Source organism: Micromonospora sp. NPDC126480 (assembly GCF_040302465.1).
Taxonomy (GTDB): Bacteria; Actinomycetota; Actinomycetes; order Mycobacteriales; family Micromonosporaceae; genus Micromonospora.
The window spans coordinates 93,314-106,756 of the sequence record NZ_JBEORU010000024.1; the positions used below are offsets into that span (position 1 = coordinate 93,314).

A 13,443-nucleotide genomic window follows, 5' to 3' on the forward strand; every position below is an offset into this window, starting at 1 on the left:
GGGGCGACAGTATGAGGTTCTCGGTCGTTGACATCGGCTACGACCAGCGGCAGGTCGATTCCTGCCTGGACGAGCTCGGTATCCGGTTGAGCCGGCTCGCGGCGCGGGCGGAGAGCGCCGCGGCGCCCGGGCGGGAGTGGGACGAGATCCGCGAGGAGGCGGTGAGCCTCTGCGGGCTGCTCCAGCGGCTCGATCTCGGCGACAGCGACGGGAGCCGGTGGTACGCCGGTGGGGTCGAGCGCGAGGCGGCCGAGCTGCTCGCCCGTGCACGGCTGGAGCTGGACGCCGTCCGCGAGGAGGCCCGGGCGCTGCGCGAGCGGGTGTACGCCGAGGCGGTGCAGGCCCGCCGGGACTTCGAGGAGGCGTTGCACGCCCGGCGCCGTCGGGAGGCGCGGGTGGACGAGATCCTCGGCGGCCTGACCGAGCCGGTGCCGGCGGACACGCCGACCGCCGCCGCGTCCGTCACGGCGGGTCGTACCCGGGCCGCCGGCCAGGCCACCCGGTAGCGCCGGCCGGGCCGGCCCGGCTCAGACGAGCGCGGCGACGATCGTGGTCGCGCGGGCCTCGTGCTGGGCGTACGCGTCGGGGAAGGCCGAGACCTGCACCGCCTGGGCGGCCCCGGCGACGCTCATCTCCTGCCAGCCGGGGATCTCGAGCAGCGCCTCGTAGAAGGCCCGCGCGGCGTACGAGGGGCGCATCAGCTGGGCGACGGTGCCCCAACCGCTGCTGGGGCGCTGCTGGAACAGGCCGACCGAGTCGTGGTCCCAGCCGACGGCCTGGTGCGGGTGGTTCTGCGACTCGGGCACGCCGCCGTTGGCGTAGTTGAGGAGGGTGCTCTCCTGCATCGCGGTGGCGACGGCGACGACGAGCGCCCGGCGCGGCATCTTCATGTCGAGCCCGACGTCCACGATGACCTTGGCGTTGTCCATCTGGATCTGGTTCAGCCCGGCCACCGGGCGCGGTCGCGCCGGCTTGGTCGGCTTGGGCTTCTTCGGGGCCTTCTTCTTGGTCGCGGTGGGGGAGGGCTGCACGGTGGGGCTCGGGCTGGCCGGGGCGGGGGAGGCGGCACGGTCCAGGGAGCGGGAGGCGCGGTCGTCGGTGACGACCCGGTCGGCCACGGCTTCGGCGACGCGGGTCCGGTCGGTGTCGTCGTCGGCGAGGCGGTTCACGCCGGCGACGGCCGTGACGCCGAGGCAGCAGGTCAGGCCGGTGGCGAGCGCGACCCGCGCGGGGGCCGACGCCAACAGCGCGCGTCCCCGGCGACGGGGCGGTTCGGGGACGCGGTGCCGGCCGATCGTCCGTTCGGTGGAGGCGGCATCGGCGGACCGGCTCTCCGGTCGCGTCTCGGTCGTCTGCTGGTCGAAGGTGTCGTCGGGGTGCACCCGCCGAGGCTAGAAAGCGGATCGCCGGTTGCCATCGGTCCGTTTGGTGGCATGCGCCACATTTAGCGGCAATACCTCGGATGAAGCGCCCTAGGTGAGCAGCAAAGCCACCATTCACCACTGTCCGTCATGACGGAAATAGCGGCCTAGTACGGCCGGAACGGCACGAATTATTGATCTTGCGACACCAGTGACACCTGAGTTCCACCCATCAGTCGAACGGATGAACGGTCACCGGTCGAACGGCGGGCATCGGGCTGGCCGGACGTTTCGGCGGCGACGTCAGTGCCGGCCGTTCTCCGTCGAGGTCACCGTCAGGTGATGGCGGCTGCCGTCCCCGCTGGAGAAGGGCCAGAGCCGGTCGGCGTACTCGACCAGCTCGGCGAGCTGCTGGCGGGACAGCCCGGCCGACGAGATGGAGGCGTGCACGTCCGCCCGGTACCGGCCGTCGTCGTCGCGGCCGAGCTTCGCCTCGGCCCGCACCTGTACGGTGTGCGCCTCGTCGGTGATCTCCCCGGCCGCCTCCACGGCGGCGTGGTGCAGGCACGAGGCGAACGCGGCGGCGAGCAGCTGCGACGGGCTCAGCCCGGTGCAGTGCGGCGCCAGCGGCGACGCCAGCGCGGTGGAGAGCCCCCCGTCGTCGGTGCGGACATGCCCGCCCTCCGCCGTCGCGGTGGCGGTCTCGTTCAGCCAGGAACTGTGCTGCGACATCGCGTTCCTCCCGTCACTCACCCGCCCGGCTACCCGGCGTCCGGCCGGTGAAACCGCGCCCAGGGCGGCGGGAGGTGCTGGTCAGACCCCGTCGGGGACGGCGGCGACCTGGGTGGCCTCGGCCGCCGCGCGCTCGGTCCACGGCGCCACGGTCGCCCGGGGCCGTGGCGGCGTCGGCTGCCGCAACGGCACGTAGACCCGGGCGTCCACCGCCTCGGCGAGCAGCAGGGCGGCCATCAGGCTCGTCGGCCGGCGGGCCGGGTCGGCGGCCAGGCACCGGGCGCACAGGTCGGCGACGTCCGGCGGCAGCCCCTCGACCCTCGGCAGCGGGTCCGGCGGCCGGCGGCGCCGGATGCCGAACAGCTCCGTCGTCGTCCCGGCCGGGTAGGGCAGCCGGCCGGACAGGCAGTAGTACAGCAGCACGCCCAGGGCGTACATGTCGGCCGCCGGCGTGGCCGGGGCCCGGTCGAGCTGCTCGGGCGCCAGGTACGCCGGAGTGCCGACCACCATGCCGTCGGGGGTCGGGTCGGCCACGCCGGACGGCGTGGCGATGCCGAAGTCGAGGACCTTCACCCCGGCCGGGGTGAGGATCACGTTGGCCGGCTTGACGTCGCGGTGGACGATGCCGTGCGCGTGGGCCGCCGCGAGCGCCGCGCTCACCTCCGCGCAGACCCGTACGGCGATCCGCCAGTCCAGCGGCCCGTGCCGCAGGTGGGCGGCGAGCGTCTCGCCCTCGGCGAGCTCCATCACGATGTACGGCACCTCGTGGCCGGCGGTCGTCCCGGCGGTGCCGAAGTCGTGGACGCTTGCCACGTTCGGGTGCACCAGGCGGGCGGCGGACCGCGCCTCGGCCCGGATGCGCTCCACCCGGTCGTCGTGCGCCTCGCGGGCCGGGGCGATCAGCTTCACCGCGACCGGCCGGTCCAGCACCTCGTCGTGGGCCGACCAGACCTCCGACATACCGCCGACGCCGATGCGCTGTTCGAGCCGGTACCGCCCGTCCAGCGTCCTCATCCGTGGCTCCTCGTCCTCGTTGCCCGACCGGTGCTTGCGGTGCCGGTACCCGGGCTCCGATCAGGGCAAACCGGCGTCGCAGCGGCCGGCGCCCGGCGCCGTGCGGTAGCTTGCGAGCCGGGGAGGACGGCACACCGTCGGCGTACGCGGGATGCGGAGGCGCGATGAGCGAGGTGACCGTACGCTTCGTCGGCGGGCCGGCCCACGACCTGGTCCGCGCGCTGCCGGCCGACCCGGACGGGGCGCCGCCGGCCCGCTGGGTGCTGCGTCATCCCGGCGGCGCGGGCGCCACGTCGGCCGGTGGGCCGGACCACCTCTACGAGCGGGACCGCCCGGACGGCGGCGGGACGTGGACGATGCGGTTCGTGCACAGCTATCCCGTCGGCATGTCCGAGTAGCCGCCCACAGCGGGCGCACAGGAAGCGCACAAACGTGGCACAGCGGACCCGCCGACGATGGGGGCCATGGTGACCAACGAGCAGACCGCGCCGGTCCGGATCGAGCTGCGCCGTCCGGACGGCCAGCCGGTGCGCGTGCTGGTGGTCGACGACGAGCCCACCCTGACCGACCTGCTGTCGATGGCCCTGCGGTACGAGGGCTGGCAGGTGCGGACCGCCGGCGACGGCACGGCGGCGGTGAGCGCGGCCCGCCAGTTCCGGCCGGACGCGGTGGTGCTCGACGTGATGCTGCCCGACCTGGACGGCTTCGCGGTGCTGCGGCGCCTGCGGGACGTGGCCCCGGCCGTGCCGGTGCTCTTCCTCACCGCGCGCGACGCCGTCGAGGACCGGGTCGCCGGGCTGACCGCCGGCGGCGACGACTACGTCACCAAGCCGTTCAGCCTGGAGGAGGTGATCGCCCGGCTGCGGGCGCTGCTGCGCCGCTCCGGCTTCGCGGTGGCCGCCCGCGAGGAGGCGGTGCTCACCGTCGGCGACCTCACTCTCGACGAGGACAGCCACGAGGTACGCCGCGGCGGCCAGCTGATCACCCTGACCGCCACCGAGTTCGAGCTGCTGCGCTACCTCATGCGCAACCCGCGGCGGGTGCTCAGCAAGGCGCAGATCCTGGACCGGGTCTGGAACTACGACTTCGGCGGCCAGGCCAACGTCGTCGAGCTGTACATCTCGTACCTGCGGAAGAAGATCGACGCCGGTCGCGCGCCGATGATCCACACCCTGCGCGGCGCGGGCTATGTCCTCAAGCCGGCGGAGTGACCGGCCGGACCGGCTACGGCGGTGGCTGGCCGGCTGGTCGCTGCGGACCCGGCTGGTCGTCATCCTGGTCGCCCTGCTGGCGGCGGTCAGCATGGCCACCGGCGTCATCGCCACGATCGCGCTGCGGCAATTCCTGATCGACCGGGTCGACGCGCAACTCGTCGGGGGGCCGGCGCGCCGCCCGGCGCTGCCCGCCGGACCGGGCTGGGTGCCGCCCGGCTCGCCGCCCGGGTCGGTGACCGCGATCGTCGTGGACGGCACCGTGACCCGGGCCTGGATCCAGTCGGGGAACCAGCGCGGTGGCGAGGCGCTGCCCGCCGACCAGGTCGCGGCGCTCGCCCGGGTGCCGGCCGGGGCTGGTCCGCGTACCGTCGGCCTGGGCGAGCGGGGTGATTACCGGGCGGTGGCGCGAGCGGTGCGCGACGGCGAGGTGTGGGTGCTGGCCCAGCCGCTGTCCGACGTCGAGGACACCGTCATGTGGCAGATCGCCGCCCAGGCGGCGCTGGCCGGCGCCGGTCTGCTCGTCGCCGGTACGGCCGGTGCGTTCATCGTGCGGCGTACCCTGCGCCCGCTGCGGCGGGTGGCCGCCACCGCCGGTCGGGTCAGCGAGCTGCCGCTGGACCGGGGCGAGGTGGCGCTGTCGATCCGGGTGCCGGCCGCCGACACCGACCCGCGCACCGAGGTCGGCCAGGTGGGCGCCGCGCTCAACCGGATGCTCGGGCACGTCGCGGCGGCGCTCGCCGCGCGGCAGGCCAGCGAGACACGGGTACGCCAGTTCGTCGCCGACGCCAGCCACGAGCTGCGCACTCCGCTCGCCGCCATCCGTGGGTACGCCGAGGTGGCCCGGCGTGGCCGGGACCGGGTGCCGCCGGACGTGGCGCACGCCCTGCGCCGGGTCGAGTCGGAGAGCACCCGGATGACCCGGCTCGTCGACGACCTCCTGCTGCTCGCCCGCCTGGACTCCGGCCGTCCCCTCGGGGTGGAGCCGGTGGACCTCACCGCCCTGGTGGTCGACGCGGTGAGCGACGCGCATGTCGCCGGACCGGAGCACCGGTGGCAGCTCGACCTGCCGGAGGACGTGGTGCGGGTGCCCGGCGACCCGGCCCGGCTGCACCAGGTGCTGGCCAACCTGCTCGCGAATGCCCGCGTGCACACGCCCGCCGGCACCACGGTCACCACCTCCCTCGCCGCCGAGCCGGACAGGGCGGTGCTGCGGGTCGCTGACGACGGTCCCGGGATCCCCGCCGACCTGCAGCCGGAGGTGTTCGAGCGGTTCGCGCGCGGGGACAGCTCCCGGTCCCGGGCGCACGGCAGCACCGGGCTCGGGTTGGCCATCGTCGCCGCGGTGGTGGAGGCGCACCACGGGACGGTGTCGGTCGAGAGCCGGCCCGGCCGGACGGTGTTCACCGTGCGGCTGCCGTCCGGGGCCGACGGGTGAGTGGCCCTCAGGCCGTCAGCACCCCGGCGAGGACGTCGACGACCCGCTCCGCGTGCCGCCCGTCCGGATCCTCGTCGGGGTTGAAGTCCGTGACGCTCATCCCGAGCAGCCGGCCCGACCGCACCATCGGCCCGATCAGGGCGGTGACGTCCGCCCAGTCCAGGCCGCCCGGCTCCCGGTAGGTGACCGCCGGCAGCACCAGCGGGTCGAGCACGTCCAGGTCGAGGTGCAGCCAGGCGGGCCCGACCCCGTCGCCGGCGAGGTTCGCGCCGACGGCCGCCGCGGCGGGCCCGCGCAGCCGCTCCGCCAGCACCGCGTGGATGGCCGGGTCGAGCCGGTCGGCCTCCGCCGCCGAGTCCTCGTCGTACGGGGGCCGGCAGCCCAGCAGGTGCACCTGGTCGGCGTCGACCAGCGGCCCCTCCCGGTCGAGCAGGCCGGCGGGACCGTGCTCGGTCACCACCGACAGGTCCATGTCGGCCGCCTCGCCGGTGGGGGAGGTGCGACCGTCGAAGAAGTCGCGGTGCCCGTCGAGGAACCACAGCGCGAACCCGGACGGCAGCCCCTGCAGGACGCCGGGCAGGATCGCGCAGTCGCCGCCGACGACCAGGGGGTGGCGGCCCGCGCCGACCAGCTCGGTGACCCGGGCGGCGATGACCCGGCCCGCGCGGCGTACCTGGTCGGCGCCGATCACGCCGGTCTCCGGGTCCCGGACCGGGTCGGTGATCACCGCGTCGACCGCGCCGCCGTCCTCGGCGCCGAGCCGGTCGATCAGGCCGGCCGCCCGCAGCGCCACCGGCGCCCGCCGCTCGCCGCGCCCCCGCCCGGAGGAGTCCAGCGGCGCGTCCACCACCGTCCATCGCACAGAATCGAGGCTAGTCCGTCCCGGCCCGGCGCTTGCCCTTCCCACGAAGAACGGATGATGCCCAGCCGGTCGACACGCCGGGACGCGGACCGGCCGACCATCATCCGTAGGCAGTCGTGTCCGACCCGGGTGGCAGGCTGGACTGCGTGTACCGGGAACGTCCCGCTCGAATCGGCGGCGCCGTGCTCTGGACGGCAACCACGCCGGCCGGGGCCGGCCCGACCCGGGTGCTGCCCGACGGCTGCGTCGACCTGCTCTGGTCCAGCCGGGCAGGGCTCCTGGTGGCCGGCCCGGACCGCTGGGCGTTCCTGAGCCGGAGCGAGCCGGGGGAGCGGTGGGTGGGGCTGCGCCTGCCGCCGGGCACCGGCCCGGCCGTCCTCGGCGTGCCGGCGGTGGAGTTGCGGGACCGCCGGGTTCCGCTCGCCGCGCTCTGGGGCGACCGGTCGGCCGCCGCGCTCGCGGCCCGCATCGACGAGGACCTGGTCGGGGACGTCGCGGCCCGGGTGCTCGTCGGGGTGGCCGCCAGCCGGCTGCGGGAGGTCGGCGGCCCGGACCCCCTCGCCGCCCGAGTGACCGCCGCGCTGGCGGCCGGCGCAACGGTGGCCGAGGTCGCCGATCGGGCCGGGCTCGACCCGCGTGCCCTGTACCGCCGCGCCCGGCACCTCTTCGGATACGGCCCGAAGACCCTCGCCCGGATCCTGCGCCTGCAGCGGGCGCTGGCGTTGGTCCGTGCCGGCGCGCCGCTGGCCGGGGCGGCGGCTCGGGCCGGGTACGCCGACCAGGCCCACCTGACCCGGGACGCCCGCGACCTGGCCGGGGTGCCGCCGACGGTGCTGCTCGGCCGCTAGCCCGGCAAGGGGGCGAACAGGTCCACCCCATTGCCCTCGGGGTCGTGCACCACCGCGTACCGCTGGCCCCAGAAGGCGTCCCACGGCTCGCGTTCGCCGTGGTATCCGGCGGCGGTGAGGGCGGCGTACCAGCGGTCGACCTCGGCCGGGTCGGCACAGCGGAAGGCGAAGTTGACCCGGGGGCTGCCGGTGGGGGGCGTCCAGTCCGGGTCGAACGAGCGGATCATGTCGAGCGCGTCCCAGGCGAGCCGGACGCCGCCGGGCAGGGTCACCTCCACGTGCGGCTCGGTCTCCGCGCCGGGCGGGATGTCGAGCCCGAGCTGGCGGTAGAAGTCGAGGGTGCGGGCCATGTCGGCGACGGCCATACCGATCAGGTCGAACTGAGGCGTCATGCCGGCCACGCTAGGGCGCTCCCGGCCGCGCCGTCTTGAACGGATCGGACGCCGGGTGCCGGGTCTCGCCCTCGCCGGGCCGGGATTCCGCGTACTGTGTCGGACAAGTCCGGCGTACCGGTCAAATGCGGCCTGGTGACGCCGGGAGGGTCGACACGGGAAGGAGCGGTCGGTGAACCATCTGGCCTACCTGGACGCGGGATCGGGCAGCCTGATCGTGCAGGCGGTGGTCGGCGGGGTCGCCGGCGTCGCGGTGGCCGCCAAGCTCTACTGGCGGCGCCTGGTGGACCGGTTCCGCAAGCAGCCCTCCGACCGGCACTGACCGGCGATGGCGCATCCCGACACCGACCTGCGGGCCGAACCGGCGTCGTTCCGGGACCCGGCGAACCGCGTCTTCCACCAGGGCACCGACGTGCTGCGCGGGCTCGACGAGCGCGCCGCCGCCGACTGGCGGGCCCTGGCCGCCAGCGACTTCTTTCCCGTGCTGCTCGACCAGGGCAAGGTCTGCGGCACGGTCGAGACCAGTCCCGTGCCGCAGGGCTGGGCCGCCGTGCTGCGCCACGAACGCATCCCGTTCGTCTCGCACCCGTACGAGTGGTCCCACGCCATGCTGCGCGACGCGGCCCTGCTGCACCTGGAGATCCTGCGGGCGGCCCTGCCGGCGGGCTTCACCACCAAGGACGGCTCGGCGTACAACCTGCAGTGGCGTGGCGTGGAGCCGGTCTTCATCGACGTCGGGTCGTTCACGCCGGTCCGCGACGGCGAGCCCTGGGCCGGCTACCGCCAGTTCTGCCAGACGATGCTCTACCCACTGCTGCTCGGCGCCCACCTCGGGCTGGACTTCCAGCCGTGGCTGCGCTCCCGCGTCGACGGCGTCGAGGCCGACCAGATGCGCCGCCTCTTCACCGGCCGGCGGCGGTTCCTGGCCGGCGTACCCACCCACGTGCACCTGCACGACGCGATGCAGCGGCGCAACGCGCGGTCCAGCACGACCGAGGTCCGCACCCAGATGCGCGCCGCCGGCTACTCCCGCGATCTCGCCGTCGCCACCGTACGCGGGCTGCAACGCCTGGTGAACCGGCTGGACCGGCCCACCCCGGCCAGCCACTGGATCGACTACCAGCGCACCTGCGGCTACACCGCGGAGGACCGCGCCGTCAAGGAACGCTTCGTCGCCGCCGCGCTGGCCGCCGGGTCCACCGCCCGCCTCGCGCTCGACCTCGGCGCGAACGACGGCCGGTACGCGCGCCTGGCCGCCCGGCACGCCGACTACGTCGTCGCCGTCGAGCAGGACCCGGCCGTGGTCGACGGGCTGTACCGGGCGCTGCGGGCCGAGGGGGAGCGCCGGGTCCTGCCGCTGGTGATGGACCTGGCCGACCCGTCCCCGGGCGGCGGCTGGCGCGGCGTCGAGCGGGCCGCGTTCGCCGAGCGGGCCCGGGCCGACGTGGTGCTCGCCCTGGCCGTCGTGCACCACCTCGCGATCGGGCGCAACGTGCCGCTGCTCGAGGTGGTCGACTGGCTGGCCGGATTCGGCGCGCCGGGCGCCCGGCTGGTGGTGGAGTTCGTGCACCCGGAGGACCCGATGGCCCGCCGGTTGCTGGCCAACAAGCCGGAGAACCTCTTCCCCGACTACCGGCGCGACGAGTTCGAGCGACTGCTCGGCGCCCGCTGCCGCGTCGTCGACCGCCTCGACCTGCCCTCGGGCACCCGGACGCTCTTCCGGGCGGTCATTGGTGGCTGATCCGGCCGCCGCGCCCGTGCCCCCGGGACCGGGCGAGGAGGGTGCCGGGTCCGGTCGCGCCCGCGTCTGGCGCAGGCTGCGTCCGGGCGCCGGCGCCGGCCGCGTCGGCGTGTGGCGGCGGTCGCGTTCCGGCGGTGCCGGCCCGGGTGGCGGTGCCGGAGTGCCGGACGGGTCCGGCGACGGCTGGCGGGTCGAGGCCCGCCGGCTGCTGGAGGTCGCCGCCCTGGTCGGGCTCGTGGTCACCCAACCGCTGCTGGACGTGCTCGGCCGCAGCCCGGACTTCTTCCTGTTCCACCGCGCCGGACGCGGCGAGATCCTGCTGCTGGCGGCACTGATCGCGGTCGTCCCGACCCTCGCCGTGGGGCTGCTCGGCGCATTGTCGCGGCTGGCCGGGCGCGGTGCCCGAGCGGCCGCCCACACGGTGCTCGTCGGCCTGCTGCTCGCCGCGCTGGCCGTGCAGGTCGGCCGGCACGCGACGCCGCTTCGGGGCGTACCGCTGCTGGTGCTGGCGGTCGCGGCCGGCGCGGCCGGTGCGGCGGCCCACCGGCGCTGGCGCGCCCCGGCGCGGGTGCTGCGGGTGGCCGCGGTCGGGCCGCCGGTGTTCGTCGCGCTGTTCCTGCTCGCCTCACCCACCTCGACGGTGGTCCTGCCGCGCTCCGGCGGTGGCGCCGCCGGCGTGGCGGGCGCGGGCGGGCACCCGCCGGTGGTCATGCTGATCCTCGACGAGCTGCCGCTGGTCTCGCTGCTCGGCCCGGACGGGCGGATCGACGCGGCGCGGTTTCCGCACTTCGCGGAGCTTGAGGACGGCTCGACCTGGTACCGCAACGCCACCGGCGTCAGCGGCTGGACGCCGTACGCGCTGCCGGCGATGCTGACCGGCCGCTACCCGGCGACCGGGGCGGCCCCGCACTACTCCCAGCACCCGGACAACCTGTTCACCGCCTTCGGCGGCCTGTACGACATCCGCGCCGAGGAGAGCATCACCCGGCTGTGCCCGCCCAGCCGCTGCGAGACGCCGGTGCGCCCGGAGCAGGGCGCGGGGGTGCTGGTGCGGGAGAGCGCGAAGCTGCTGGCCCGCCTCGTCGCGCCGGTGGACAGCCGGGTCGACCCGGAGGACTCGTACCGGGAGCGGACCGCCACCGAGGCGGGCATCGACGCCGCCGAGCCCGTCCCGGAGGACCCGAAGTTCCGCTGGGACCGGCTGAACGCCAACCAGCCGGCCCGGTTCACCCGTTTCCTCGCCGGGCTCGAGCCGTCCGCCCGGCCCACGCTGCACTTCCTGCACCTGCTGATGCCGCACTCGCCGTGGGCGTACCTGCCGTCGGGGGTGCGCTACGAGGCCCCGGAGGACTTCCCGAACGAGGGGGAGGGTTGGGTGGAGCTGGCCCGGCAGCGCCACCTGGCGCAGCTCGGCTACACCGACCGGCTGATCGGGGAGACGCTGCGCACGCTGCGCGCCACCGGCCTGTACGACCAGGCCCTGCTGGTGGTCACCGCCGACCACGGGGTCAGCTTCACCAAGGGTGGGCAGGGGCGGGGGATGGGCGCGATCCGGGTCGCCGCCGACGAGGTCGCCTGGGTGCCGCTGTTCGTGAAGTCCCCCGGTCAGCGCGCCGGCCGGGTCGACGACCGGAACTGGCAGCACGTCGACCTGCTGCCCACGGTCGCCGACGAGGCGGCGATCCGGCTGCCCGGGCCGGTCGACGGGCGCTCGGCCCGGCAGGAGCCCCGCGCCGAGGCGGGCAAGGTCTTCTACGACCGGCCCGCCCAGCCGACGCCGATCACCGGCGGGGTGCCCGCGCCCGCGCCGCCCGCCGCACCGCATCCCCTGGTCGGCACCCCGGTGCCGGACGCGCCGGTGACCGGATCGGCCCGGGTCGGCAATCTCGCCGCCTTCCGGGACGTGGACCCGGACACCGGCCGGCTGCCCGCCATGGTCTGGGGCGATCTGCCCGACGACGTGGCCGACGGCACACCGCTGGCCGTCGCGGTCAACGGCCGCGTCGCCGCCGTGGTGCCGGTCGTGCCGCGCGACACCGGCGGGCGCCGGTTCGCCGCCCTGCTCGCCGACGACCGTCTGTTCCAGGTCGGAGCGAACCGCCTCGACCTGCTCCTCGTCGCCGCCGACGGCACGCTCGACCGCCTCGCGCCGCGCTGAACGCCCTTCCGCCCACCGCCCGACCGGCGGGGTTTCCCAGCCCGCTGGTCGGGAATCGGGTGACGCATACCTCACCGCAGAACCACCGCGGGCGGTGTCCCCGGATCCGCGAATACGGTAGAAGCGAAGGCAATTCAACGAAGATCTGCCGGCGAAGCGAGGAACCACATGACGGAAGTCAAGCTCGATCACCCCGGTGGGCAGCTGTCGATGCCGGTGCACGCCGCGGTCGAGGGCCCCGGCGGCATCGGTGTGGGCAAGCTGCTCAAGGAAACCGGGATGACGACGTACGACCCCGGTTTCGTGAACACGGCAGCCTGTTCGTCCGCGATCACCTACATCGACGGCGACGCGGGGATCCTCCGCTACCGCGGGTACCCGATCGAGCAGCTGGCCGAGAAGTCCTCCTTCCTGGAGGTCTCGTACCTGCTGATCTACGGCGAGCTGCCCACGCAGCAGCAGCTCACCGAGTTCACCGAGCGGATCCGGCGGCACTCGCTGCTGCACGAGGAGATGCGCCGGTTCTTCGACGGCTTTCCCCGGGAGGCACACCCGATGGCGGTGCTCTCCTCGGCGGTCAGCGCGATCTCGACCTTCTACCAGGACAGCCTGGACCCGTTCGACGCCTCGCACGTGGAGATGTCGACGGTCCGGCTGATGGCGAAGGTGCCGACCATCGCGTCGTACGCGTACAAGAAGTCGATCGGCCAGCCGCTGCTGTACCCGGACAACTCCCTCGGGTACGTGGAGAACTTCCTCCGGATGACCTTCGGCGTACCCGCCGAGCCGTACGAGGTCGATCCGGTGATGGCCCGGGTGCTGGACATGCTGTTCGTCCTGCACGCCGACCACGAGCAGAACTGCTCCACCTCGACCGTCCGGCTGGTCGGCTCCAGCAACGCCAACCTCTTCGCGTCCGTCTCGGCGGGCGTGAACGCCCTGTTCGGCCCGCTGCACGGCGGCGCCAACCAGGCCGTGCTGGAGATGCTGGAGAAGATCCAGGCCGAGGGCGGCGACGTCCGCTCCTTCGTGCGCAAGGTCAAGGACAAGCAGGCCGGCGTCAAGCTGATGGGCTTCGGGCACCGGGTCTACAAGAACTACGACCCGCGCGCCGCGCTCGTGAAGAACGCCGCCCAGGACGTGCTCGGCCGGATGGCCAAGCCGGACCCGCTGCTGGACATCGCGATGGAGCTGGAGGAGATCGCGCTCGCCGACGAGTTCTTCGTCTCCCGCAAGCTCTACCCGAACGTGGACTTCTACACCGGCCTGATCTACAAGGCCATGGGCTTCCCGACGAAGATGTTCACGGTGCTGTTCGCCCTGGGCCGGCTGCCCGGCTGGATCGCGCAGTGGCGGGAGATGATCAACGACCCGGAGACCAAGATCGGCCGCCCGCGGCAGGTCTACACCGGCGCCGCCCAGCGCGACTACGTCGACTTCGCGCAGCGCTGAGCTGACCCGCACGCGAAGGGGCCCCGCCGCCGGCGGGGCCCCTTCGCGCTTGTGCCGCCGGGCGCCGACCTGCGCATGATCGCGCTTCATGCGCACATGTAGTGGCCTCGTGCGCGCCCCGAAGCCACTACATGTGCGACAACGCCGTTGCGTTAGGGCTGTGATCGGCGGGTCAACCCCTGCTGGATAGTGGGAACGGGACTCCTGGTAGATCAACTTGTGTCGAGCAAGAAG

Annotated in this window: 14 protein-coding genes; 9 read left to right on the forward strand and 5 right to left on the reverse strand. The window is 74.6% G+C overall.

What is annotated here, in order from left to right:
• Nucleotides 1-11: 11 nt before the first annotated feature.
• The gene (locus tag ABTW87_RS21630) at nucleotides 12-506 is read left to right on the forward strand and encodes an ATPase (RefSeq protein WP_350652746.1); all 495 of its coding nucleotides are present in this window, start codon (nucleotides 12-14) and stop codon (nucleotides 504-506) included.
• A 21-nt stretch (nucleotides 507-527) separates the two neighbouring features.
• Here ABTW87_RS21630 and ABTW87_RS21635 read toward each other — a convergent pair whose 3' ends face one another.
• From ABTW87_RS21635 to ABTW87_RS21645, 3 genes are all read right to left on the reverse strand, one after another.
• The gene (locus ABTW87_RS21635; RefSeq protein WP_350652747.1) at nucleotides 528-1,382 is read right to left on the reverse strand and encodes a hypothetical protein; all 855 of its coding nucleotides are present in this window, start codon (nucleotides 1,380-1,382) and stop codon (nucleotides 528-530) included.
• Nucleotides 1,383-1,664: 282 nt separating this feature from the next.
• On the reverse strand, nucleotides 1,665-2,093 hold the full coding sequence (locus ABTW87_RS21640) for an OsmC family protein (RefSeq protein ID WP_350652748.1): 429 nt from the start codon (nucleotides 2,091-2,093) through the stop codon (nucleotides 1,665-1,667).
• 81 nt (nucleotides 2,094-2,174) lie between these two features.
• On the reverse strand, nucleotides 2,175-3,107 hold the full coding sequence (locus ABTW87_RS21645; protein WP_350652749.1) for a serine/threonine-protein kinase: 933 nt from the start codon (nucleotides 3,105-3,107) through the stop codon (nucleotides 2,175-2,177).
• Between the two features lie 164 nt (nucleotides 3,108-3,271).
• On the opposite strand from ABTW87_RS21645, the gene ABTW87_RS21650 reads away from it, so the two are divergent.
• From ABTW87_RS21650 to ABTW87_RS21660, 3 genes are all read left to right on the forward strand, one after another.
• Nucleotides 3,272-3,505 (forward strand): DUF8847 domain-containing protein, encoded by a 234-nt coding sequence (locus tag ABTW87_RS21650; RefSeq protein ID WP_350652750.1) that lies wholly within the window; start codon nucleotides 3,272-3,274, stop codon nucleotides 3,503-3,505.
• A gap of 66 nt (nucleotides 3,506-3,571) precedes the next feature.
• Nucleotides 3,572-4,318 (forward strand): response regulator transcription factor, encoded by a 747-nt coding sequence (locus ABTW87_RS21655; protein ID WP_350652751.1) that lies wholly within the window; start codon nucleotides 3,572-3,574, stop codon nucleotides 4,316-4,318.
• Nucleotides 4,296-5,756, forward strand: a complete 1,461-nt coding sequence (locus tag ABTW87_RS21660; RefSeq protein WP_350652752.1) for a sensor histidine kinase — start codon at nucleotides 4,296-4,298, stop codon at nucleotides 5,754-5,756. Before ABTW87_RS21655 ends, ABTW87_RS21660 begins: the two co-directional genes overlap by 23 nt.
• Before the next feature lie 7 nt (nucleotides 5,757-5,763).
• Here ABTW87_RS21660 and ABTW87_RS21665 read toward each other — a convergent pair whose 3' ends face one another.
• A complete protein-coding gene (locus tag ABTW87_RS21665; protein WP_350652753.1) occupies nucleotides 5,764-6,618 on the reverse strand; it encodes an arginase family protein in 855 nt (284 codons plus the stop codon).
• Between the two features lie 146 nt (nucleotides 6,619-6,764).
• Here ABTW87_RS21665 and ABTW87_RS21670 point away from each other — a divergent pair, with 146 nt between their 5' ends.
• Nucleotides 6,765-7,466, forward strand: a complete 702-nt coding sequence (locus tag ABTW87_RS21670) for a helix-turn-helix domain-containing protein (RefSeq protein WP_350652754.1) — start codon at nucleotides 6,765-6,767, stop codon at nucleotides 7,464-7,466.
• Here ABTW87_RS21670 and ABTW87_RS21675 read toward each other — a convergent pair.
• The gene (locus tag ABTW87_RS21675; protein WP_350652755.1) at nucleotides 7,463-7,858 is read right to left on the reverse strand and encodes a VOC family protein; all 396 of its coding nucleotides are present in this window, start codon (nucleotides 7,856-7,858) and stop codon (nucleotides 7,463-7,465) included. The two genes, ABTW87_RS21670 and ABTW87_RS21675, sit on opposite strands and share 4 nt — an antisense overlap.
• Nucleotides 7,859-8,030: 172 nt before the next feature.
• Here ABTW87_RS21675 and ABTW87_RS21680 point away from each other — a divergent pair, with 172 nt between their 5' ends.
• The 4 genes from ABTW87_RS21680 (at nucleotide 8,031) to ABTW87_RS21695 (ending at nucleotide 13,209) form a co-directional block, all read left to right on the forward strand.
• The gene (locus ABTW87_RS21680; protein ID WP_165438019.1) at nucleotides 8,031-8,180 is read left to right on the forward strand and encodes a hypothetical protein; all 150 of its coding nucleotides are present in this window, start codon (nucleotides 8,031-8,033) and stop codon (nucleotides 8,178-8,180) included.
• Nucleotides 8,181-8,186: 6 nt separating this feature from the next.
• On the forward strand, nucleotides 8,187-9,599 hold the full coding sequence (locus tag ABTW87_RS21685) for a class I SAM-dependent methyltransferase (RefSeq protein ID WP_350652756.1): 1,413 nt from the start codon (nucleotides 8,187-8,189) through the stop codon (nucleotides 9,597-9,599).
• A complete protein-coding gene (locus tag ABTW87_RS21690; protein ID WP_502891626.1) occupies nucleotides 9,592-11,757 on the forward strand; it encodes a sulfatase-like hydrolase/transferase in 2,166 nt (721 codons plus the stop codon). The genes ABTW87_RS21685 and ABTW87_RS21690 overlap by 8 nt, the downstream gene beginning before the upstream one ends.
• 168 nt (nucleotides 11,758-11,925) lie before the next feature.
• Nucleotides 11,926-13,209, forward strand: a complete 1,284-nt coding sequence (locus tag ABTW87_RS21695) for a citrate synthase (RefSeq protein ID WP_350652758.1) — start codon at nucleotides 11,926-11,928, stop codon at nucleotides 13,207-13,209.
• Nucleotides 13,210-13,443 lie beyond the last annotated feature (234 nt).

Bases quoted from the DNA above. Each gene is read 5' to 3' on its own strand.
- ABTW87_RS21630 (WP_350652746.1), top strand. From the start codon at position 12: ATGAGGTTCTCGGTCGTTGACATCGGCTACGACCAGCGGCAGGTCGAT.
- ABTW87_RS21640 (WP_350652748.1), bottom strand. From the start codon at position 2,093: ATGTCGCAGCACAGTTCCTGGCTGAACGAGACCGCCACCGCGACGGCG.
- ABTW87_RS21645 (WP_350652749.1), bottom strand. From the start codon at position 3,107: ATGAGGACGCTGGACGGGCGGTACCGGCTCGAACAGCGCATCGGCGTC.
- ABTW87_RS21650 (WP_350652750.1), top strand. From the start codon at position 3,272: ATGAGCGAGGTGACCGTACGCTTCGTCGGCGGGCCGGCCCACGACCTG.
- ABTW87_RS21655 (WP_350652751.1), top strand. From the start codon at position 3,572: ATGGTGACCAACGAGCAGACCGCGCCGGTCCGGATCGAGCTGCGCCGT.
- ABTW87_RS21660 (WP_350652752.1), top strand. From the start codon at position 4,296: ATGTCCTCAAGCCGGCGGAGTGACCGGCCGGACCGGCTACGGCGGTGG.
- ABTW87_RS21675 (WP_350652755.1), bottom strand. From the start codon at position 7,858: ATGACGCCTCAGTTCGACCTGATCGGTATGGCCGTCGCCGACATGGCC.
- ABTW87_RS21685 (WP_350652756.1), top strand. From the start codon at position 8,187: ATGGCGCATCCCGACACCGACCTGCGGGCCGAACCGGCGTCGTTCCGG.
- ABTW87_RS21695 (WP_350652758.1), top strand. From the start codon at position 11,926: ATGACGGAAGTCAAGCTCGATCACCCCGGTGGGCAGCTGTCGATGCCG.